Genomic DNA, 22,221 nt, shown 5'->3' with positions numbered 1-22,221 from the left:
AAACTTCCGTCAGAAGTTATTCATTTGTGACGGAACATTCGGCATGGGTCGGTATGAGGTTATCAGCGGGGTTGAGCGCTATCGGCGTAAGCGTAAGGCACGCCCCGTGTTTTCTGGCGGCCTGAAAAGTTCGAAAATGCCGTGTTTTGAGACGCGGAGTATGAACTTCTATGGCTACGCCTATGCGTACGACTAGAAATAGTCAGTTTGTCGAGCTTGTGACAGGGGGCGGGATCGGGCGGGTGCGCCGGGACTGGCCTGAGGACTTCAAAGCGGAGATGGCGGCGCGTTCGATGGTGCCGGGGGTGAACGCGTCGGCGCTGGCCCGGGAGATCGGCATCTCACCGTCGCAGTTGTTTGGCTGGCGGCGATACTGCCGTGACCATGGGCTGGTTGAGACGGTTGGCGATGTGTCGGCGCGGCGAGCTGAAGAGAAGGGGTCGATCGAGATTGAGGTCAGCGGCGTGGTCGTGCGATGCACAGGGCCGGTTGAGGAACAGGCGCTGGTTCGGGTGATACGCGCGGTTCGTGCGGCATGATCCCGGCCGGCGTTAAGGTGTTGCTGTCAGCCCAGCCTATCGACTTCCGAAAAGGCATGGATGGTCTTCTGGGTCTGGTCCGTGATGCGGGTCACGATCCGTTCAACGGGACGGTCTATGTGTTCCGGTCTAAGCGGGCCGACCGGCTTCGGATGGTGTGGTTTGATGGCACCGGGGTTTGTCTGGTATCGAAGCGTCTTGAGACGGGAGGCTTCTGCTGGCCGAAGGTTGGGCAGGCGCGCATCCGCTTAAACCAGGCGCAGACACTGGCCTTAATCGACGGGCTCGACTGGAAGCGGGTTCGACCCGAAAAAGTGGCGCGTCCCCGTCTTGCGGGATAAGGAAATTTAGTCCGAAAATCTGAAAAAACCCATGCAGATAAGGGGTTTGCATGGTATAAAACGTTCATGTCGGACCCCTCGATTATCCTCCCGAAAGATCCAGCCGCGCTGATGGCGTTTGCTCTGGAAATGGCCCAAAAGGCCGCTCGGGTGGAAGCGCTTGAAGCCGAGGTCAGCGCCCTGAAAAGCCGGGAAGTCGCGTTGAATGAGCGCCTGGATCGGCTCAATGATATCCTCAAGATCTTCAATCGTGGTCGCTTCTCGCGCAAATCTGAGACCTTACAGGCGCCGCCTGCTGAGGATGACGAACAACTCGTGCTTCTGTTTGAAGAGGTCGCGACGGGCGTAGGCGCCCTTGAGGCTGAGATCCGCAAAGGACGACCGAAGTCCTCGTCGTCGCCGTCCCGACCCCGCAAGAGCCTGCCGGCGCACCTTGAGCGCATCGAGGTCGTCATTGAACCCGATGAGCCCGAAGAGCACGCGGGTAAGCAAAAGGTACGTATCGGTGAAGACCGGAGCGAGCGCCTCGACGTGGTACCTGTGACGTACCGGGTCATCGTGACCGTGCGCCCCCGTTACGCCTACAAGGACAAGTCCATCGATGGCGTCCTTCAGGCTAAGGCACCTAACCATATCGTTGAGGCGGGCCTGCCAACCGAGGCGCTGCTCGCCCATATCGCGGTCTCCAAATATGCCGATGGCCTGCCCCTCTATCGTCAGGAAGCGATCTTCGCCCGGCAAAACATCGAGGTAAGCCGGCAGGTGATGGCCAGCTGGATGGGCGCGGTGGGCTTCGAGTTGACCACCTTGCATGCCTATATGATGGCGCAACTCCTCAAGGGGGAGCGTTTGTTCGCCGATGAGACGGTTCTGCCGACCTTGTCTCCCGGAAACGGGAAGGTGTTACACAACTATCTCTGGGCCTATGTGAAAGACGACCGCCCCTTCGGCGGCGGGGATCCGCCGATTGTCGTCTACCAGTTCGAGGATGGGCGCTCAGGCGACCGCCCAAAGCGCCATCTCGCCGGCTTCAACGGCGTGCTCCAGGTGGATGGGTACGCGGCCTACAATCAGCTTGAAAAGGCCCCGGATGCCAATGCGGGCATCCAGCTCGCCGGGTGCTGGGCGCATGTCCGCAGAAAGTTTTACGACCTGCATGCCAACAACAGCTCGCCCGTAGCCACCCAGACGGTTGAGATCATGTCGACACTCTGGCACCACGAAGACAAGGTGCGTGGGCAGTCGCCTGAAGCGCGGGCTGCCTACCGCCTGAAGCATGGCAAGGCCATAGTCGAGGCGCTCTTCCAGCTCTGGGAAAAGACCTCGTCACAGATCTCTCAGAAATCATCCCTGGCAAAGGCGATCGACTATGCGCTGCGTCGTCGCAAGGTGCTGGAGCGGTTCCTTTATGACGGGCGTATCGAGCTGGATTCCAACATCGTCGAACGCGCCATCAGGCCTCAGACTATTACGAGGAAGAACAGCCTGTTTGCGGGCTCCGACGGCGGTGGCCGGACATGGGCTATCATCGCGTCGCTTATCCAGACAGCCAGGATGAACGGGGTCAATCCGCAGGCCTGGCTGACACAGACCCTTCAGCGCATCGCAGACGGCTGGACCGTCTCTCGTCTCGACGAGTTGATGCCATGGAATTTTAAGCCAGATCAAGCTGACGCCTGATCCACAAAACCCTCAGATCCGCAACATGGGAGCGTGTTTACGCTTACGCTCGATGGCGGTTGATGTGAATTTTTCGACGTCTTGCGCGGCTTCCCGCCACGTTGTTCAAGGTCTTTCAGGCGCCTGACCAAATCCTCGATCATCGCCCCTTGCTGGCGCAGAAGTTCGGCCTGTTCCGCGATAAGCGCGTCTTTTTCTTTATCTGAAAGAGGGCGGAGCGGAGGTCGAATCATGCCCCCATGGATTCAGAACTCGACACACCGCGCAAGCCCAATTCTGCCAACCACGTGTGCAGTTACCAAACCCCCTATGCCGCCATCCGTAAACTCGTCGACGGAAACTTCACCCTCGCATAGCCATTCTGCCAGGTGCGTGGGTAATTACCGTAGGCTTACCGTGCATTACCTCTTTCGACACTCAAGAGAGAGGAACGCTAGCATCAATGCAAAATTTAAGGAGATCGCACCGGCGTAGTTTAATCCGAAAAGACTACTTAGAACATTGTAAACAATAAAGAAAAGTGCGTAAGAGTATTTTCCGTTTGACCGGAGCCGGCTCCACGCGCCCTTTATCTGCAAAACTATCAAGATACAAACGAGGGAAAGCCCGATGATACCTGTCTCAAACAGGGCCTGCAAGAATGAATTGTGAGCGTGAGCCGGACGGTAGTTCCCCCTGAAAAGATAATCGAAATAGGGGGTATCGAAAGTCCCATACCCATAACCGAGCAGCCTACTCTCATCTACTATAGCAGAGGAGGTCCGGTTCCACACAAGATCGCGGCCGGATAGTGATGTATCGAATCCCGATTGGTCGATGTAGGTAAGAAATGTTCCGAAAAATGGGACGACTAATAAAAGGATGCCCACGATTATATACAATCGTACAAATCGGCCCTCACCCCAACCATACAACAAAAAAGTGATTAGTAGGGAGAGTGCGGCGCAAACTGTGTAAAGGCGGGCGTTTGCCATGATTAAGCAAATAGCTATCACTATTACTGCAAATGTTAAGAAAAATTTGTTTCTAAAAACATTAATCGAGTGCTTATTAAGCAAAGCAATTACAAATACGCAAATGCCGCTCGCCATAAATGCGCCCAATCTAAGCTGATGCTTAAATATTCCACGCAACTCATTCCCTCCTGTGCTGGAGCGGGGTTGGAAGGCGAACGAGCGGTCTACCAAAATGGAGGCAAGAGACAATATTGCCACAATAAAACAGAGAAGTAACGTAGCATTTACAAATTTTTCAGTTGATATTCCCCTGATTTCGTACGTGCAAAGCCATAGCAAAATAGGAGATAACGACGCTATAATGGTTATGAACGGGGATACGCTCCAGTAAAAAGTTATTAACGTGTAAGTACAATAAGTCAAATAGGCAAAATCAAATATCATTAATTTGTCATTTTTCGAAGAGGACTTTGATCGGCCTATGTAAAATTTGTATGCGATTAACAGAATCGCGAAGGCCCCGACGAAAACATTCCCTAGGCTAGAAGGGGCACCGCCAAGTTGGAGCTCTAAAGACATCGCAGAAAGCACGAAAGTCGCAGCGACATAGATTTGTGTCTTCTTGCTGAACGTCGATTCAAATGCCGCCTCAGGCACCGAATATGTTTTATTTTTTGCGAGTCTTGTCATAGCTGTCCCTAATGCACGAGGCGCTGATTAAATTTGCAACGATCCTTGGTGGTCTTGTTATCATCTACTTAAGATGCGCAGCTTTGCCCCCTTTACTACGATTGTTAAAGAAACTCAAAAAAGGTCTCTCAACGGCATAGTGACACAGCACGCCAACAAGCGATGCAGTCAAAAATATAATAATGAACATTAACTGATCAGAAAAAATATTCGTCAACTTAAACTTTTTGATTAAAATCAGTATTAGTGAAATTGCGGCCGAATGCACAAGATAAATTGAGTAAGATGCGTCCCCAAAAATAGACAATAATTTGAGCCGGTTGAAATTAATAAACGTCTCCATCTTTGAAATTGATGACACAAAGAGCGAAAAAGCAATTATCAATAAAACATGCAGGTGTGCATTTTTCTCATCTGATAGGTATCGTATTCTACTTATATCTTCAGATAAAAAAGTGTAAAATATCAACATAATAATAGAAACGACAAACAAGGTAATAGAAGTTTTGCTTTCAATTTTTGAAAACAAAAAATACGAAAAAATTCCTCCAATAAAATATAAATTCCAGACCGAAAAAAACGTGCTTTCGGGAATTATATTGAATAAAAAATTAAATATTATGCACAAAACCCATATAGATGCGAGCCAAATTACCTTTCTTCCAAAGTAGATTGCTGTGGCAAACGCTGCATAGAACATAACTTCGTGCAAGAGTGTCCATGCCACCTTGAGTGGCAGGGTTAAGTCTGGAGCGAGCGGAAGGAGTAAATACGACGAGGTGATATTTATCGGGTTCCACGAGAAATCAGGATATCCGAAGCCAAGTGAAGCCGCGACTATAAATGCTGTTAGATAAAACCAGTAGATGGGATATACTCTTATAAATCGCTTTTTGACATATGGGATTAATTTTTCCTTTATTCCAATATCTTTCAGATGAGCAGAGCAGATGATAAATCCGCTTAATACAAAGAAAAAACAAACTCCAAGAAAACCGTGTTTTGCAATGTCCTGATACAATGTTTTGCTTCCGTACTCAGGCTGCATGTATATGATGTAAACATGGTAAAAAACCACATAAAGAGCAGACAGGCCCCTCAGTATTTGTAAAGATATAAATTTATTATTCATTTTCCACTCAATTTGATTCAAATTCATTGTATATTTTGATTGTTTCTGAGAAAACTCTGGAAATTTGAAAATGCTGAACAAGCCGGAGAGATGTTTCCTTTGATTCGATTAGTTTCTCCTGTTCTGATAACAATAGGATAATTTTATCTCTAATCGCTTCATCGTCCCGCGGGGGCACTAGATTTCCTGCTGCGCCAATGGAGAGCATTTCCGGTATACCGTCAACGTTAGTAGCGACGATTGCGCAGCCCATTTCGCGTGCCTCAGGGATTACTAGCGGACAAGGATCTTGGAGAGAGGCGAGGACAAAGATATCTGTCTGTTTAAGATAGGGGCGGGGGTCGCGCACCTGGCCAAGGAAATGAATGTTCGCGCCGGAAGGGGATGCAGTGGCTATTGATTTGTATTCGTTTTCCTGTGGGCCTTCCCCTAGCACGTAAAGATGAGCTTCTGGGTACTGTGCGTGCACGGCTTCAAATGCCGTGAGGAGATATCGCACACCCTTCCGATCATGAAGGCCACAGACGGTCGTGATAGATGGATGATAGAGAGGGGATACCTCCATAATGGGCCCGCTAGTGCGCGGAGAGCCCAGTGTGCCGTTCAAAACCGTCCGTAACTTCTTCTCAGAGACCCCGCGACGTTTCATCGTCTCTGCAACTGCGGCACTTACGGCGATCACCCTGTCCCCTAAGCCCATGAGCACGGCGTGTTGGTCAAAGGCGTTATGCACGGTCGTGATTAGCGGAATCCCCAAAAACCTGGTTGCGGCCCAACCCAAGACTGCGCCCGTCATCATGTGTGCGTGTACAATCTGAATATTCTTACGTCGGCAGAGTCGAAAGATTGCGATAGCGGCCGGCAGGGCAAGCCAAGGCGCGTGCTTATTGGGGTGGACTATTTTTACGTGACGGACGCCATTCTCCTCCAGGAGGTCCTCGAAGTCTCCGCCTGAGCTCGCAAAAAAAACCTCGTGTCCTTGTTTGGCTTGCTCACAGGCTAGGTCTACGGCCGCGTGAACATTGCCATTTCCAAAGATGCAGTGATTAGAAAGATGGAGAATACGCATCCTACAAACGCTCAACTTTCCTTCTGATTTTTACAGGTTCAGTCTCTTGAATTTCGGGGGTCGCTTTGCTCTCAAAATTGAACTGGCTTGCGACAGTCCGAGTGGCAAGGCCGATGCAAATGCCTATGGCCGTTGCGATGTTGAAGCCATAATCGGGGGTTGTGCCTGCGAAAAAGAGGCTCACGAAGGTACCGACGATCGTCAGTTTCATGCCATGCGACAGCTCAAATGCCGCCCGGTAGCGTGATGGAATTCTCGCCGCAAATGTACGACCAATCGTTCCGGCGAAGATTATCGCGCCCACAATGCCTGTACTTGCGAGGATGTTGACAAAAAAGTTCGAGGTTCGGACGCTGCCGACGCCCACGCCAATTCCATAAGTGGCCTTGAATGCTTCGAGGCCTTGGGCCGTCCAGGAGTTCCGCTCGCGAGCCGAGCCGGACAGTTGTTTGTTCAAAATGATTTCATCCAAGAATGCCTTGGCTTGGTCACGGCCAGCTTCCCAGCCAAGGACGACGGCCAAAACTAAAACGGCAAAGATCACTGCCCCGATAATCTCTAGTATCACTTCCCCGCGTTGATCGGGTGATGTGAAAATGGCTCGCCACGCGAGGTCGACAATGTGCATAAGGCCGAGCACCCCGAGTGCACCGTAGGCTGATGACGAGGTCGATATCACAACAAACAGCAGACACATGGTAGCGAGTGGATAAACGACTAAGAAGCGTTTGGTTCGACTATATGCGTATCTTGAAAATAGCAGCGCCCCGCCGATGGTCACTGCCAACGCGCCGAATGAGGAGGCCTCTGACATCATGCCAATGACGCGCCGGACCCCGTTGATCTCAGCGTCGTCCATCATCTTGTAAGACGCAGTCCGGAAGATTTCCAAAACTGGCGTCAATCCGATGTTCGAGCCAATCAGGTCCGCAAAGCCAGTAAGCACGACACCGACGCCTCCCCAAATCAGGGCGTCCTTGATTTTCGATGTGAAACCACTGATGCGGGACATGCCAAAAATGGCTCCTGCCACCATCAGGTTCGCGATCAAATTTATGCTTTGATTGAAGTTTGAAGAAGAGGGGGCGAGTGGCACCGCAAATGAGCCTTCCTCGGCCCCGCGCATTGGGAAGACCATGACATTTTCGCCGAACGCCCGCGGCAGAGTGAAGGCACCTACGACAGCAATAATTGTGAAAATTGTCAGAGGGGCCAGTGCTCGGTAGTCAATTAGACCGGCGATGATCGTTTGCGGTTGATCCTTCACCATAAATTGCCGAGCCGCGACGAGCATAAAAGCTGCAGATGAGGCGAGAACCGTCGTGCCACCGATGAACTCTGGTGGTACGGCTGCGAGCGTGCCGAAGCTCATCAGGAAGAAGGCGAAATTCAAAAGTCCTCGGCCAGATAGGAAGAAAAGGACGCCTAAAATCACCAGGACTATCAAAGGTACAAACATCTGGCCTATCTTCGATCTGATTAAAGCGCTTCAACGAGGCTTATACGGTCGGTTCGGATTTCGTTTTCTTGCGACGGACGAGCTCAACAATGCCGCTGGCATCCGTGAGGAAGCGTGAGCGGTCGAACATGATCTGGGCCAGTACGTATATCCCGCCAAAGCATGCGGCAGCATATATGCCACCTTCAATATCGTGCCTATAAAGCAGGATTGTGAAGGCTCCCCAGAAGCCCAGCAGAGCTGCTGTGACCGGCCAGAACGAAGTTACCAAGACCTCGCTAATCCTAATACCTATGACCTCGCGGGAGGCAAGGAAAGAACCAATCGCCTGCAATATGCTGATTGCGCCGACGCCGATGCATGCTGACATCAGTCCATAAGGCAAAAAAAGAAAAATGGCGCCAAATCGTGCACAGGCCGTGAGCACAGCGACACTCATCGGGATTATGGCGTGTCCTCTTGCATAGAGAACCGCCCCCACAAGGTTGGACATAATCGTGAAAGGATAGGTAAGGCAAAAGATCGCTAAGGGCCAGCCGGCGTCTACCCATTTGTCGCCCAGTACGAAAGGCAGAAACGTCGGGGAGAGGGCGGCGCCCAAAAATGAAGCCGGGATCAGGATGTGGCAGAGAAGGCGGTTCATGCGTATCAGCTGCGGACCTAAGCGGTCGTGCTCACAATGTAGGCTCTGATAGTACAGATTGGCCCACAACGAGTTTCCCACAGCCTCAGACAGGAAGCGGGCGACCTGATTGGCAAAGCCATAGGCGCCTAGTGCTGACGCGCCCAAGATTCTGGAAACCTGGGAGTTCTCGGCAACGCGGCCAGCGGATTCAGCAATTTTTGAGAGTGTAATCGATCCACCGAGGCCGAGGTGGCTCTTCAGGCCACTGAAATCCAGAACCATACGAGGCCAGTAGAGTTCGCATGCGTTTAGAAGGAAGGCGCGGATCGCGAAAACAGACACGTACTGAGCGACCATAGACCACACACCATAGCCTGAAAGGGCGCCTGCGATACCGATACCAGCGCCTAGGAGATTGCTGGCCATGTCTATGATCGCCGGGGCCACAAGACGACCTTTCTGAATCATGCGGGCCATTGGCAAAACGCCGAGACCCATCAGCGGAAATATCGCGCATAGCGCCAGAACGATCTGAGGCAAGCGTGGCTGGTTGGAGGTGTGGGCCACACCGAAAGAGCCTCCGTAGACGCTTACGGCAAGCAGCAAGCTGATAAACATCAGCATCCAGAATGAGGTGGACCATACGCGGTGATTATCGGGCTTTTCCCGTGCCAGGCTATTGGCAAGACCCGCATCGGCTAAGGGCATAACAAGGGCGAGGATTGGCAGTGCCAGAGCATAGAGCCCCATTTCCGCGGGGCCGAGTACCCGCGCCATAACGGGCAGCATGACGAGCTGGACCATCACCTTGACCAGGTTTGCGCCCCAGCTGGCGATGATATTCGTCGCCATGCGTCTGCTATCACTCATTCAGAGCCTCTAAATCGGTGGTCAAAAAAAATGGCGGGCCATGTGGCCCGCCTGGAACTTAAATGGGCTTTTTTAACATCCCGGTAAAATCAGACATGTCCGATCCCGAAATTTCCGCCTAGTTCTGAAGATAATAGCTCTTGTATTCCTTGTAGTAATAGCCGGCATCCCCGTAGCCATATTTCGCTTGAGCGTTGATATTGACCTGAGTAAGCGTCGCACCATGGATGGTTACACGAGCCGAGTCCAGAATATCGACGGCCGCTTCCACGGCACGAGCCGGTGTTTTACGCCAGCGAACGAGGAGCATCACAAAGTCGGCCTTACGGGCGAGGATGCGGGTGTCGGCGACCGGCAGAACAGGGGCCGTATCGAGGATCACATAGTCATAACGCTTACGAAGGAGTTCGAGCAGATTGTCGAATTCCGGCGTCCCGTAGATATCCTCATTCGGAACCTTGTTCACGGACAGCGGAAGGTAGGTGATCTTGGTATGGTCATCTGTCTTGGTAACTTCATCGAGCGTAGCCTCGCCATTGAGAAGTTCCACAAGACCCTTTTCAGGCGACTGGTTGAAAATCCCATTGATCGAGCGCTTGCGAAGGTCGCAGTCAACGACAATCACGGAATTGCCTGCGGTCGCGAAGGCGGCGCCTAAACAAACCGAAGTCGTCGTCTTACCTTCCCCGGGAAGAGCTGAGGTGACGGCGATAATCTTCGGGGAAACATTCGGCGCATAAAGAATAGCCGCCCGCAGGTTCCGGAAGCCCTCGGCAAACACCGAAAGCGGCTTGTCGATAATGTAGCGGTGCGGAAGGGGTTTGCCGCTCTTATCCTTCAAGGTCGTCTGGAGATCGGCGATGCTCGCGAGGAACTTAACGCCGAGCTTGCCTTCGACGTCCTTAGACGTCGTGAGGCCTTGCTCCATACCACGGCGGACAAGTGCGGTACCACCCGCGCCAAATACGCCGGCAACAAACCCCAGGGCTAGGGACAGAGCTAGCTTCGGCGAAGACGGATCGGTTGGGATGGCGGCAGGAGCAACGAGCTGAGCATTGACAGCCTTGAGACCCGACTGCGTCGCCGTTTGCTTGAAGCGATCAAGGTAGGATTCGTAAAGCTGACGAACGGACTGGGCCTGCAGTTCAAGTTCGTTGAGCTTGACCATCGCCTGAGAGTTGCTCGCCAGCTGACCTTGAGCGCGTCGCACGGAGCCGGCGATGGAGCCAGCGCGCTGAGCCTGGATCTGGTCCTGAGCCTCGAGGTTTGAGATCACGCGACGGATTTCTGCCTGGATCTGCCCATTCACGTCTGCAAGCTGGTTCTTCGCCTTAATGACTTCCGGGTGCTGGGGGCCGTAGTGCGCATCAAGCTCAGCCAGTCGTGATGACAGCTGGGCGGCTTGGGTACGCAGGCTCGACACCACCGGTGACTTAAGCGCTTCACCAACATCGTCCCCGGTTGATCCGCTTTGCATTTGACGGCGCGCGGTATTGAGGCGTGCAGAAGCTTCAGCCCGGTCAACCTGGACGGACGCCAGTTGACGGTTAAGGTCGGATATTTCCTGCTCGGTCAGGGTTGAGCCCGTCGCGCTCAGGAGGTTGTTGCGGATCTTATACTCCTGAACGGCGCGATCGGTCTGTTCGACCTGAGCGCGAAGGCTTTCGATCCGCTCACTCAGCCAGCCATTAGCCTGTTGGTTCGCCGCTTCACGCGTTGCAATCTTCTCTTCGATGTAGGCCTTGGCCCAAGCGTTCGCGAGCTTCGCGGCTTTCGTCTTCGACGTGCTGGTATAGTTGATCTTGATAACGCGTGTCAGACCCTGGCGCTTGACATCCAGGCCGCCCATGACGCGGTCGGCAATAGCCTCGATCTTAAGCTCATCCCCAACCTTGGGCTGGCCGCCGGCGGCGTCGATCTTGCCTTGAATAACCTCGTTAATGCCGGCAGAAAACTCAGCATCATTCTGAAGCTGGAGGCTCGTCACAACACGGTTAGCCACGGCGTTCGACTTCAGAAGTTCCACTTCGGAGTCGATCGTCGGTGAGTCCGCCGGACCCGCGTTCTCCTGCGTGCCCGTCAGTTTGGACTGACCGTCATCCGCTATAAGAACGGACGTCGACGCCGTATATTTAGGTGTGCGGAAATAGGTCGCGGCAAAGACTGCAGCGAAGATCACCACAAACGCCCCAATCATCCAGGGGAGATGCTTACGCAGTTCACTGAGGATGGCTTCGAGTTGAATGTTTTCTGATGTATCGTTTTCTGCCGTCTGCCGCGCCATGTTATACTTTCCGGAAAAATTTAAATGAATTTAGTATGCAAAGATTAGCGACGTCATAATGACGTTCGCGTTGTAGTCGCGGAATGCCTGGGTACCTTCTGACTCATAGGTCACGTATGAGTATTTGGTTTCAATGCTGATGCGACGGTTCATGAGATAGCGAGCACCCAGCATCACGGTTTTGCCCGTGTCGTTGCGGTCAATTCCGTCGAATTCATATTTTTGTCCACGCACGCCAGCCGAAACGATCAGGTTGCGAAGAAGCTCATGGTCTACGCTCAAGCCCACCGTCGTGTTGAGGGCCGTGCGGGTCGTGCCCCCGCTGCCGGGGTAGTCGACGAAATCGCGGTTCAGCGTGCCGGTGAGCGTCGTAAGTGGCGTCGGGAAATACTGAACACGGGCGTTCACGTAGCCTGAGTCCTGCTTACCAATCGTCGGATCTTTGTACTCTTGCGTAACCGTACCGAGCTGCAGTTCGCCGCGAGCGAGCGAGCTGATATCAAAGCTGGTGCCAAGGGCGATCACAGTTCCGTCTGAGTCGTTAATCGTCGCCGTGTCATAGCGGCGATTGTTTGCCACGGCGGTCAGGAACACAGAGATCGCGGGGCTGACGGCGTAATCAAAGCGGGCAGTCGCGCCACTGGTCGTCAAGTCACGGTAGCGCTGCGAGATGATCGGGCTCCCGGGCAGGCCCGCACGACGCGCGACGTCTTTGAAGTCGTCATTGCGGGTGGAGACTGTACCGATGAAACGCAGTCGGTTCCCGATAAGGGTAAGCTGAAGTTCGGCCGCGTCACTGTCGATGCGCACAGGCTCGGCAGCTTCGACATCCGATTGATAGGCGGAACGCGGTTCGTAGGTCGTCAGATGGCGAATATTGCCCGACAGCATCGCGCGTGAAGTGATATCTAGGCGACCGTTTGCCCCAACATTATAGCCGGTGTTGTTCTCGTCTGACTGAGACAGGTAGACGTTTGAATCGACACCTGCGTTAAAGCCCAGTTCGTGACGCGACCAGGTGGTGCGCCCGACGATGTTGGGAGAAACTGTGATGATGGCCGAACCCTCTTTGTTGGAGGGCACATAATAGATGTTGTCGTTCCCACCCAGTGATACGGTAACGGTGGGATTAAGCTTCCAGACCCCCGCCTTAACACCAAGCGGTTCGTAGCCCGGTTGATAGCGATCGGTGACCGCGGTGTTGCGATCACGCTGGAAGTTGTTGGTCGCTTGCTGTGCCTGGGCGCTGCCTGCAGCAAGCGCGGCCAAAGCCGCGCTCATATAGAGTATCGTTTTCATCATGTGTCCGGTCTGGCTCTTGCCAGTAGTTAGGTTTAGACGAGGCCAGAGGCCGATTAAAAATAGCGTTCTGCAATGCGGATGGTGTCACCCGGCTGGATGACTACGCCCTGGTTAAGCTGCACTTCTTCTTCTCGATCAGAGTTAGCGCGCTTGATGTAAGCCTTCTTGTGATTAGCCCGGTAGGTGTAGCCAGAGGCCGTCGCCACCGCCCGGTCAATCGTCATCCCATTCACGTAGGGGTATTCGCCGGGTTTCGTTACCTCGCCCAGAATGTAGAACGGACGAAAGCTCAGGATTTCCACGCTGACGCGCGGCTTTTTAAGATAGCCGTTGGAAAGCGCCTCGGTGATCTTGTCCTGAAGCTGTGTGGCCGTGTCCCCCATGGCGGGGATTTCGCCGATCAGCGGCAACGCGACCTTGCCTTCGCCCGACACAGAGAACTCGCCGCTCAGATCCTCTTCGCCAAATACGATGACCCGAACCTTGTCGCCGGATCCGAGTTTGTACTCGTAAACCTGAGATGGGTTGGAACTTTGTGCAAGTGAACTCAGCGGCAGAAGGGTGAAGGCCATCGAGGCCAAAAGAGCCATAAAGGTTGAAAACTTCATCTTTCCAGACATGAATTAGCTCTCTCAGATTGAAATTCCGGTTTAACGTCGTCTCTCGGATAACGCTAAGGGTACATGGTTTGCATTTGCGGCGCAACATGGCGTGACGCCAGCATGGGAGCAGAGACTCAAGCAAATCTAATGCCACATAACGGTGATTCATTAAACTGCTGCGTTATAAGTTGGGCGTAGATTCACCTGTCTGGCGAAAAGCTCTCACCCCGAATAGGCCCTATACCTGTAGATAATTCGTCCGGCTATACCCATATGTGGTAAACGCGCCTCACGTTTTGTTGCGTTGCACAAACATATGGAAATTACCCTCAAATTATGAAATTCATAATGGATTGCTGATTTATAAAGGAACGATGCTCGGTTGAGCGGGAGTTCGCCTGGCATCTCTGTTTGTTTGTCGCCCGAAGGAGGGCAATCTCGTCAATGTGGTCTGCGGTTAAGCGCGTTTTCGGTAAACCCGCCCGGACAAAAGCGGCTGTGTCTCGCATCGATCGGCTAACCTATGCGATCGGCGATGTTCACGGACGCAATGACCTCTTAAAGCGCTTGATTGAAATCATCCGTCTTGATGCGGAGCTGGAAGACGAAAAACCCAGGATCGTCTTGCTTGGGGATTATGTCGATCGCGGCGATGATTCTGCAGGGGTGTTGGATACGATCCTGGAGCTTGAAGGTTGCGGATGGTGTGATACGCAAGTTCTTCTGGGCAACCACGAAGAAATGCTTAAGCGCTTCCTGTTGGACAGCGACTATGGTTCAGACTGGGTGACGTTCGGTGGAGATGCGACACTTGCCTCTTATGGGGTGACACCTCCATCCCCTCGTTCTGAGCCCGAGCTTTGGATTGAGGCTAGAAAGCAGCTGTCCCACGCTATGCCTTCCGCGCATCTGGCCCTGTTGCGCCGGGCCGCGCTTCACTACACGGCCGGCGATTACATGTTTGTCCATGGCGGTGTGAAGCCGGGCGTTCCCGTTGATCAGCAGGGGGCAGAGACCTTCCTTTGGATCCGTGACGAGTTCCTGCGCTCGCCGAAGGCCTGCGATAAGGTCGTGGTGCATGGCCACTCGGCCCGTCAACAGGTGTCGAACCAGAGCTGGAGAATAGGCGTCGATACAGGGGCCTATGCAACCGGGATTCTCACCGCGGTGAAGCTCAAAGAGACCAGCCGCGCCTTTGTAAAATCAAAGCGCGACTAGCCTCAGGCTATTTTATCAAACGCTCGCTCGGAGTGACGCCTCTGAAGTCTGCCAGCTTCCGCCTGTGCTGAATGGCCTTGCGCCAAAGCCACTCAAGCGGTCCGTAATCGAACCGTTTAAGCCAAAGGTTCGCAAAGATGAGCTGGGCAACGAAGAAAACGAGCCCAATGACCACGACCTGCAGGTTCGTTAGGTAGGCGAAACCACCCAGTCCAAACCCATAAAACACCGGGACGAAGACGACGGACTGCATGATGTAAAGCGTTAGCGTCATCTGCCCCGCCTTTTCCAGTGGATGGAACCATTTGCCGGGGAGGCGCTGATACGCCCAGGTGATCACCACAAGCGCGGCGCCAAGCGCGAAGAGGCTGAAGTAGCTGGATGACAGCTGCTTGATCATTATAACGTAGGCCGGAAGCTCGTCTGACGTCATTCCACTGAAGACGGACTTGGTCACAGTGGTAATGGGCAGGAGAGCCAACATGAAAATGACCGCTTTCTTCCGATCCTTCAGATACTGAACAGGGCTCTGAAGGAAGCCGGTGCGGCCGAGATAAACACCAAGTATGAACAGACCGAGTGATTTGAACACACGGCCACTCGTTATCTGGTAGCTCCACTTAAGGACATTGCCGGTGCCCAGATTCGTCGCGATAACGTCCCAAAATGAGCCGTGTCTGTAAACTTCCTGAGTGGCGAGCTTCAGAGGCTGAAGCACGCTGGCATCATTTATAAGATACGCTCGCGTAAAATCGGGCGCAAAGATGCCGATGATGCCACCGAGGATGATGAGAGGTTGGGCCAGACAAAGCAGGCCGACCCAGAGTAATGTTGTGTCATCCTTTATCCGGTTCAAAAGGATGAGTATGCCTGCCAGAACGGCAATGACCTGTAAGACATCGCCTCCAAACAGAAGGGTATTCGCCACACCAAAAGCGAAGAGAAGACTATAGCGCCAGATTTGATCTTCCAGTGGCGACACGCCTTTGCGTTTTGCGCTTGCAACCAGAAGCGAAAAATTGATGCCAAAACAAAGGGCGAGCGTAGCGTAGGCTTTGCCTGCGAAAGCCAGATGGACCAACTGACCCAGTTGCCCGCTATCGGGTAGGGTGGACCACACACCGAAGCGCTCGACCATGTGAACCATCAACAGCCCGAATATGGCGAGCCCTCGGTAAAGATCGATAAGCGTATATCTTGCGCGATTTGGGGTCGAAGAACCCAACATTTCGTACGCTCTCTAAATGCGAATTTCTATGTTGTGGAGCGTTTGCAGTTTGCGTGCCAAAAAAATAAAAACGCTGTACGGGATTTCCGTTTCGGCGAACTGAAAATGTCTTGAATAACAGGGATATCGAAGGTCGCGCGCTCGATCTTCAACGGACTTCGCCCGATATATTCGGGTTAACTAAAATGAGCCTGCGTAGCATAGCTGCGCAGGCTCATATGTTTACGAAGCGGAAATCGTGCTGAGCTTAAATGAGCTTCACAGAGCTAAATAGACGACCAGCGCCCAGAAGGCTGAGCAGAAGGCAAAGACGCCCGCAGCGCTCCAGACCAGAGGATAACGCTCAACCGGTTGCTCGTCCTCGCCTAATGCCGCGCGCAGCTGGTCTTGCAGTCTGAGGGCAGGGGACATCACAGGCGAATCCGTCATCATGTCGGCAGCGCGCAGATGTACAGCTATGGCCTCGGGTTGGGCCTCGAATTCAGTCGTCTTTTTCGCTTTAAGGCTGGCCACGGGATTCTCCACGTCTAGATATGGCCTGATAATAGAGCAATGTGCTTAACCAAACGTGTATCCATATGAATAATGAAAAATAAAAATTTGATGTTAACGTACGGTTTATTGTAAATAATTGTGAATATTGCGTTCATAATTAATAATTTCGGTTAATATAAGTATTTTTACTTTGTGTTAACAATGAAATTGAACCCTTCGTTAGCCTTGATTTGCTAATTGATCTCAAAAGGAGATCGCAATGACCCGTGCGCAGAAGGCTTTATTTTTCTCCAGGCTCTGTTTGGGTCTGCTCTCCCTCTCTATAGGGGTGCTGGTGCTGGGGCCGTTTCAGGGGGCAGAAGAAGCCTTCGGTCTGAATGACAAAGAAGCGCACGCAATCGCGTTTTTCGCATTGACTCTGATGCTGCAAGTCGCACTTCCGAAGGTGCGTCGCCTCGACATCGCCCTTGGCGTACTCGCCGTAGGGGCGCTCATCGAGGTCGCCCAGCTGTTCACGGGGAGAAGTGCCAGCGTGTCGGACTGGCTGGCGGATCTTGTCGGGGTCGCCTTCGCTACAGCGCCCTCATTTATTGAGACGGCGCGTGGTTTCATGCGTGGCGACGTCAAGCCGCAACGCCGCCTGGGCGACACGAAAATCCCCGCTAAGCTTCGGCGCTCAGCTTAGGTCGATTCATCACTGATGGATGATAAGTGGGGCTACCGCGTATAGGAAAGCCCCTATGGCGAGCCAAGAGAATAAGGCGAGCCCGATTATGACGAAAAGGCGATCTGCCGCAGGCGGACGGTCATCGCGCTGACCTTCAAATACAAAGTGTGATTTCCCGCGCTCGCTCGCGCCATGATCTTGAACTGACATGCCCATACTGTCCCCACAGTTTATGAGTTAACGAAACGCGCACGCTTTCGCGTCTGTATCAATTCAAGACAATGTGTTGATGCGGTGCAAAATCCGATTGAGTGGATCGTAGTGAGACAGTCGGCGGTATCGGGTTCCCTGTGATTCTTCACGCTACAGGTGTGCCTCTCTGAGATCTCTGACCTCCAAAACTGATCCCGGAATCTGTGGGCGCAAGTGAGGGGTCATTGCCTCGTCGTGCTGCAGACGTTTATCAAGCAACTGTTTTTATTTCAAAATAAGCTGAACTGTTCTCCCTATCGTCGGTTGTTCACCGCTGAGAGCTGTTCGTGGTCACACCGAGTTGACCGGACGTGCTGTCAGAAACTAACCTCTCGGGCGAATTTCATTGTTACCCGGGCCGAATGGGGGTATCGCCTCGGTAAGGTATGGTGTATGAGTTGCATACCAATTTATTACTTGTGATATTGCTGCGATGCGGTAGCTTGACTCTGCATTGGCTTTTCATTTCTCTTCAGCTCGTTCCCCATTATAGGGATGAATTATGCAAACCGTTGAAGCGCTGAGCGGACAGAGGGCAGCACCCATGTCCCGACAAAGACCGAGAATAGCTTCCCGTGTCGCGGTCAGCCCAACTAAGCGGCTATTCGACATTGCTGTCGCGGGGTTTGCGATTCTCTTTCTTCTCCCGGCCCTCGTCCTTATTGCCTTCGCCGTTAAGCTCGATAGCAAAGGACCGGTGATCTTTAAGCAGCGGCGCAGTGGCCTGAACGGCCGTCAATTCCATATCTATAAGTTTCGCTCCATGAGCGTCATGGAGGATGGCGACGTAGTGAGCCAGGCCAAAGCGACGGATCTGCGTGTAACGCGAGTAGGCGGCATTCTGCGCCGGACCAGTCTTGATGAACTGCCGCAGTTTTTTAACATCCTTAAGGGCGACATGTCATTTGTCGGCCCTAGGCCTCACGCGCTCAGCCACGACAAGATTTTTTCCGAACAGGTCGACAATTATGAGCTTCGCTTTCTTGCGAAGCCCGGGCTCACCGGACTTGCCCAGGTGCGAGGCTTCCGGGGCGAAATCCGCGATGCCTGTGATATCGAAAACCGGGTCCAGTCTGACATTGAATATATTGAAAACTGGTCGTTCGTTAAGGACGTAAAAATCATGCTGGGCACGGTTCGCGTCGTTTTAGGGGACGACAACGCTTACTGATGTGGGGGCCATGATCGTGTGCAGGCTATGAACGTCTCGAGTTGAAGCGGCATCCTAAAAATTGCCCTATTTTGAGTGTTAACTATGCACATGAAATTGGCCCGGACATCCTTATCCATGCGAACAAAGGTTTTGATCACAGTGGCATTGTCCATTGGGAGCTGGCTCGTTTTGTGCCTTATGCTTGGCGGTGTGATAGAGCTTAAACAACTCGTGCATTCTCCGGGTCCGCAGCAGCAGGTGCTCGCCCATAACACGCTTTCTGGATTAAGCGGGCATTCCTAAAGCTTTCGTTGGCTCAGTTGAGGCGCGTCGTGGCGCTCAATTTCTGTTCTGACGCGCCTTTTTGTCCGAAAACTCCGGCACGCATTTCCGCAGCGCTCTAGTCCGCAGGGGTTATCGTGCCGATTGAGGCATTCGCATTTGTTCTCTCGCCAAGTGTCTGCGAGCACAATCCCAAATCCTGCTCCAGGATGTAAATAGCGCTTAGCCTGCGCAGACCAGGAACGCCTTGGTCCTGATCCTGATCGCTGAACCTCTCGTGTTCAAAAGAGTTCAGACTTGTCCTATCGGAATGTGGTAGCGCCCAAACTGCGGGTAATCTGAAACATTCAAATGTGGAAAACGTCTGACTTCATTGAATCTTCAATCTTGTGGCGCACATATTGCTGAAGTGTACTTAAACGATATGCCCTGACTCCAGGCTCTCTTACCGTTTCCCCCGCAAGGCGTTGCAGGAGCCCTTTTTGCAGTTCATAAACAATCTTCGTGGGCTCGCCATCCTTCTGATTGTCGCCACCCATGCGGTTTCAACACTGCCATCTCTTGGCCTGATCGGCGAGTTTATCGACTATTTCGTCGGCGGTGCGACGCTCCTTTTTATGGCCATATCGGGTTACGTTTTTCAGACGGCACTCCCGGGCTTTCGATACCTTCCCTACCTTAAGAGCAAGGCCATCTATGTCGGTGTGCCCTACCTCGTACTTTCCCTACCGGCCAACCTTCTCTACGTCCTCGGTCTGAAAGGCGACCACCCCTGGATTGATATGGCGGCTTTCGCCCAGATGGGCGTGTTAGAGAAGTGCGTTCTGCTCGTCTTTACCGGTGCGGGGCTAGGCCCCCTTTGGTTCATCCCTATGATCGGGATATTCTATCTCGCCGCCCCCCTCTTTTCGGGGCTTTCCCGCTTAAAGCTCGTTCTGCCGGCCTTTATCCTCGCTTGCGGTCTTGCGGTGTGGGTAGGTCGGCCGCCCCTGAACGACCAGCCCTTCCAGGCGTTCATCTTCTTTATTCCGGCCTACCTTCTGGGCATGCTCCTTTCGGCTAACAAATTCACTCTTGAGCGTTCGGGCTCTACGTTGCTGCCGATTTTTTGCGCCTATCTGATCGCTTATGGCCTCGCCTTCATTGGACTTAAACTGAGCGGGATAACGCCAGACCGGACAGGGACGATGCTGTTTTATCTGCCCATCATTGTCCTCCTATTCGGCGTCTTCCAGCAGTTTTTCCGGCGTAAAGACATCTGGCTTGATCTGTTTGCCCGACTGAGCTTCTTCATCTTTTTCATACATGGCTACTTCGCCGCACTCATCCGCTCAGTGTTTGCCAAACTCGTTGATGGAAATGGCAGCCTCTATCCTGTCCTGGAAGTTCCGCTCATTGTCGCAGCCTTTGTCTCTATGCTGGCCTTGTCTATCCTTACCTACCTCGTCTTAAAGTTATGCCTGCGCGAACGCAGCCGACTGATTATTGGAGGGTAGATCCTGGTGATTACAGCCCCTGCACAGAAGCGTCTGCCGCTCTTTTTCGAAGATCTGTCCAGGTTTGGGCACGCACCGGCGCTGGTTGAGGCGCGCGGCGGCACGGTGACCGACTATGCCGAACTCGCACGCGCCGTTGAGCAAAGATCAACGGATCTTCAAACAAGCCTCAAAGGGCTGAGGCCACTTGTTTTCCTCGAAGCCTCCAATGAGTTGGCCTTCTTCGTCGACTATCTGGCCTGTCTGCAGTCAGGATGCGTCGTGCATCTTGTAGAGTGTCTGAGCGATCCTAAAACACGCGACCTGATTAGCCTTTACGAGCCAAACCTCCTTCTTGGCCCAAACCAGACACGTGCGCTTACCCATGACCGACAACTAGAGCTTCACCCTGACCTGTTGCTTCTCCTGTCTACCTCGGGATCGACGGGTTCCCCAAAGTTTGTGAAGCACTCAAGCTCAAGCCTTGAGGCCAATGCACGCGCCATTGCGCAATACCTGAACCTCGATCAGACTGAACGTGCCTTCCAACACCTTCGGCCGTTCTATTCTTACGGCCTGTCGATTATTCACTCACACCTCGCTGTGGGCGCAGCACTTGTCCTCAGTGACGCTTCAGCGAACGAAGAGACGTTCTGGGCGCAGTTTAAGGCCACTGAGGCGACAAGCTTTGCCGGTGTGCCCTACACCTTTGAGACCCTTAAACGTATGGGTTTTGATCCGGCTCAGTATCCGTCGCTCAGATATGCCACCCAGGCCGGCGGCCGACTTGAAGCCTCGCTTGTAAAGGAATTCGCGGGTCTGTTTGCTCGGTCAGGTCGGGCATTCTATGTGATGTACGGACAGACAGAAGCCGCCCCTCGGATGAGCTACCTGCCGCCGGAGCTTGCCGAAGCCAACCCAGGCTCCATAGGCATCGCCGTTCCCGGCGGCCGTTTTAGCCTCATTGACGCCAACGGCCGCGACATCGACGAAGCGGGTCATCCGGGCGAGCTTGTCTATGAAGGCCCCAATATCATGATGGGGTATGCGCAAACGCCATTTGAACTTGCGACAGATGAAACGCCGAGGCGTCTCCTGACGGGGGATGTCGCCGTGAAGGATGAACATGGGCTCATTTCCATTGTCGGTCGATCTTCGCGGTTTGTGAAACCGTTCGGGAGCCGGCTCAATCTCGATGAGGTCCAGAGCTGGCTGAAGTCCCAGTACCCCGATGTCTTAGCCGTCGCGGGCGATGATGAACTTGTGGTCATCGCCTTTCATGCAGTAGGCGAAGAGGAGAGGGAGGGAGTGGATCTTGAGGCGGTGGCTAAGCGCTTTTCATTGCCCGCCACGCTCTTCTGTGCCCGTCATTTTGAGACTGTGCCTACCCTTCCTAATGGCAAGGTCGACTACGGGACGGTCCTGAGGCTTGGGCGCCAGCCCTCAAATCCGTCTCGCAGCGGTTTTCTTGAACGGCTTGTGCGTACGGTTGAAGAGCTCTTGGGATTATCAGCTGTCAGCTATGAAAATGTAGGTGACCTGTTCCGCTCAAAGCTACCACACCATCCGTTCACACCGTCCTCGACTTTCGGTGACCTTGGCGTTGACTCTCTTGCCTATGTGGGGATCGCTATTGAGCTCGAAAATCTCTTTGAGGGCGAAGTGCCGCCGAACTGGCAGACGCTCACCCTTTCCGAACTTGAGGCGGCGTACCTTGCCCTGAAGTTCCGCGCGCAATTGTGAATTAGTGCTCTCGGTACACCCGTCGGCCGTTTTTTGCCGGCAGATAGATTTGTAGGGGTTGGAGGTGGCGCGAAGAGCCTCAGAGCGTTGGTTAGTCCGGTGCGCGAAGAGACCGAATCCCGCGTCATCTGAAAGGTTAGCCCCGACGGGGTGGGCGCC

At 53.2% G+C, this 22,221-nt stretch carries 18 protein-coding genes; 8 read left to right on the top strand and 10 right to left on the bottom strand.

What is annotated here, in order from left to right:
- The first annotated feature begins 182 nt into the window (after positions 1-182).
- From ASTEX_RS10905 to tnpC, 3 genes are all read left to right on the top strand, one after another.
- On the top strand, positions 183-539 hold the full coding sequence (locus tag ASTEX_RS10905; RefSeq protein ID WP_245532500.1) for a transposase: 357 nt from the start codon (positions 183-185) through the stop codon (positions 537-539).
- A complete protein-coding gene (tnpB, locus tag ASTEX_RS10900) occupies positions 536-880 on the top strand; it encodes an IS66 family insertion sequence element accessory protein TnpB (protein ID WP_013479681.1) in 345 nt (114 codons plus the stop codon). The genes ASTEX_RS10905 and tnpB overlap by 4 nt, the downstream gene beginning before the upstream one ends.
- A 66-nt stretch (positions 881-946) precedes the next feature.
- Positions 947-2,560, top strand: a complete 1,614-nt coding sequence (gene tnpC / locus ASTEX_RS10895; protein ID WP_013479680.1) for an IS66 family transposase — start codon at positions 947-949, stop codon at positions 2,558-2,560.
- A 401-nt stretch (positions 2,561-2,961) separates the two neighbouring features.
- Here tnpC and ASTEX_RS10890 read toward each other — a convergent pair whose 3' ends face one another.
- The 8 genes from ASTEX_RS10890 to ASTEX_RS10855 form a co-directional block, all read right to left on the bottom strand.
- Positions 2,962-4,206 carry an O-antigen ligase family protein gene (locus ASTEX_RS10890; RefSeq protein WP_013479679.1) on the bottom strand — a complete coding sequence of 415 codons (1,245 nt, stop codon included), beginning with the start codon at positions 4,204-4,206 and terminating at the stop codon, positions 2,962-2,964.
- A 64-nt stretch (positions 4,207-4,270) separates the two neighbouring features.
- Positions 4,271-5,338 carry an acyltransferase family protein gene (locus ASTEX_RS10885; protein WP_013479678.1) on the bottom strand — a complete coding sequence of 356 codons (1,068 nt, stop codon included), beginning with the start codon at positions 5,336-5,338 and terminating at the stop codon, positions 4,271-4,273.
- Positions 5,339-5,345: 7 nt separating this feature from the next.
- Positions 5,346-6,407: a glycosyltransferase family 4 protein gene (locus tag ASTEX_RS10880; protein WP_013479677.1), complete on the bottom strand. Its 1,062-nt coding sequence runs from the start codon at positions 6,405-6,407 to the stop codon at positions 5,346-5,348.
- A gap of 1 nt (position 6,408) precedes the next feature.
- Positions 6,409-7,866, bottom strand: coding sequence for a hypothetical protein (locus ASTEX_RS10875; protein WP_065757476.1), 1,458 nt, complete (start codon positions 7,864-7,866; stop codon positions 6,409-6,411).
- Between the two features lie 40 nt (positions 7,867-7,906).
- Complete coding sequence (locus tag ASTEX_RS10870; protein WP_245532499.1) at positions 7,907-9,343, bottom strand: oligosaccharide flippase family protein; 1,437 nt, start codon at positions 9,341-9,343, stop codon at positions 7,907-7,909.
- A gap of 136 nt (positions 9,344-9,479) precedes the next feature.
- Entirely contained in the window at positions 9,480-11,645 is a 2,166-nt protein-coding gene (locus tag ASTEX_RS10865; protein ID WP_013479674.1) for a GumC family protein, read from the bottom strand.
- 30 nt (positions 11,646-11,675) lie between these two features.
- Positions 11,676-12,947, bottom strand: coding sequence for an outer membrane beta-barrel protein (locus ASTEX_RS10860; RefSeq protein WP_041658636.1), 1,272 nt, complete (start codon positions 12,945-12,947; stop codon positions 11,676-11,678).
- A 53-nt stretch (positions 12,948-13,000) separates the two neighbouring features.
- On the bottom strand, positions 13,001-13,567 hold the full coding sequence (locus ASTEX_RS10855) for a polysaccharide biosynthesis/export family protein (RefSeq protein ID WP_013479672.1): 567 nt from the start codon (positions 13,565-13,567) through the stop codon (positions 13,001-13,003).
- 480 nt (positions 13,568-14,047) lie between these two features.
- On the opposite strand from ASTEX_RS10855, the gene ASTEX_RS10850 reads away from it, so the two are divergent.
- Positions 14,048-14,767 (top strand): metallophosphoesterase, encoded by a 720-nt coding sequence (locus ASTEX_RS10850; RefSeq protein ID WP_245532498.1) that lies wholly within the window; start codon positions 14,048-14,050, stop codon positions 14,765-14,767.
- A 7-nt stretch (positions 14,768-14,774) separates the two neighbouring features.
- On the opposite strand, the gene ASTEX_RS10845 is transcribed toward ASTEX_RS10850, so the two are convergent.
- A complete protein-coding gene (locus tag ASTEX_RS10845; RefSeq protein WP_013479670.1) occupies positions 14,775-15,995 on the bottom strand; it encodes a DUF418 domain-containing protein in 1,221 nt (406 codons plus the stop codon).
- A 258-nt stretch (positions 15,996-16,253) separates the two neighbouring features.
- Positions 16,254-16,508: a hypothetical protein gene (locus ASTEX_RS10840; protein WP_013479669.1), complete on the bottom strand. Its 255-nt coding sequence runs from the start codon at positions 16,506-16,508 to the stop codon at positions 16,254-16,256.
- A 241-nt stretch (positions 16,509-16,749) separates the two neighbouring features.
- On the opposite strand from ASTEX_RS10840, the gene ASTEX_RS10835 reads away from it, so the two are divergent.
- The 4 genes from ASTEX_RS10835 (at position 16,750) to ASTEX_RS10820 (ending at position 22,062) form a co-directional block, all read left to right on the top strand.
- Positions 16,750-17,175 (top strand): VanZ family protein, encoded by a 426-nt coding sequence (locus ASTEX_RS10835; RefSeq protein WP_013479668.1) that lies wholly within the window; start codon positions 16,750-16,752, stop codon positions 17,173-17,175.
- Positions 17,176-17,911: 736 nt separating this feature from the next.
- Positions 17,912-18,580, top strand: coding sequence for an exopolysaccharide biosynthesis polyprenyl glycosylphosphotransferase (locus ASTEX_RS10830; RefSeq protein ID WP_245532497.1), 669 nt, complete (start codon positions 17,912-17,914; stop codon positions 18,578-18,580).
- 746 nt (positions 18,581-19,326) lie between these two features.
- The gene (locus ASTEX_RS10825) at positions 19,327-20,340 is read left to right on the top strand and encodes an acyltransferase family protein (RefSeq protein ID WP_013479666.1); all 1,014 of its coding nucleotides are present in this window, start codon (positions 19,327-19,329) and stop codon (positions 20,338-20,340) included.
- Positions 20,341-20,346: 6 nt separating this feature from the next.
- Positions 20,347-22,062: a non-ribosomal peptide synthetase gene (locus tag ASTEX_RS10820; RefSeq protein ID WP_013479665.1), complete on the top strand. Its 1,716-nt coding sequence runs from the start codon at positions 20,347-20,349 to the stop codon at positions 22,060-22,062.
- Positions 22,063-22,221: the final 159 nt, after the last annotated feature.

It is taken from the genome of Asticcacaulis excentricus CB 48 (assembly GCF_000175215.2).
GTDB classification, from domain to species: Bacteria; Pseudomonadota; Alphaproteobacteria; order Caulobacterales; family Caulobacteraceae; genus Asticcacaulis; species Asticcacaulis excentricus.
Note: the sequence above shows the minus strand (reverse complement) of the source record. Positions and strands in the feature narration are given on the sequence as shown.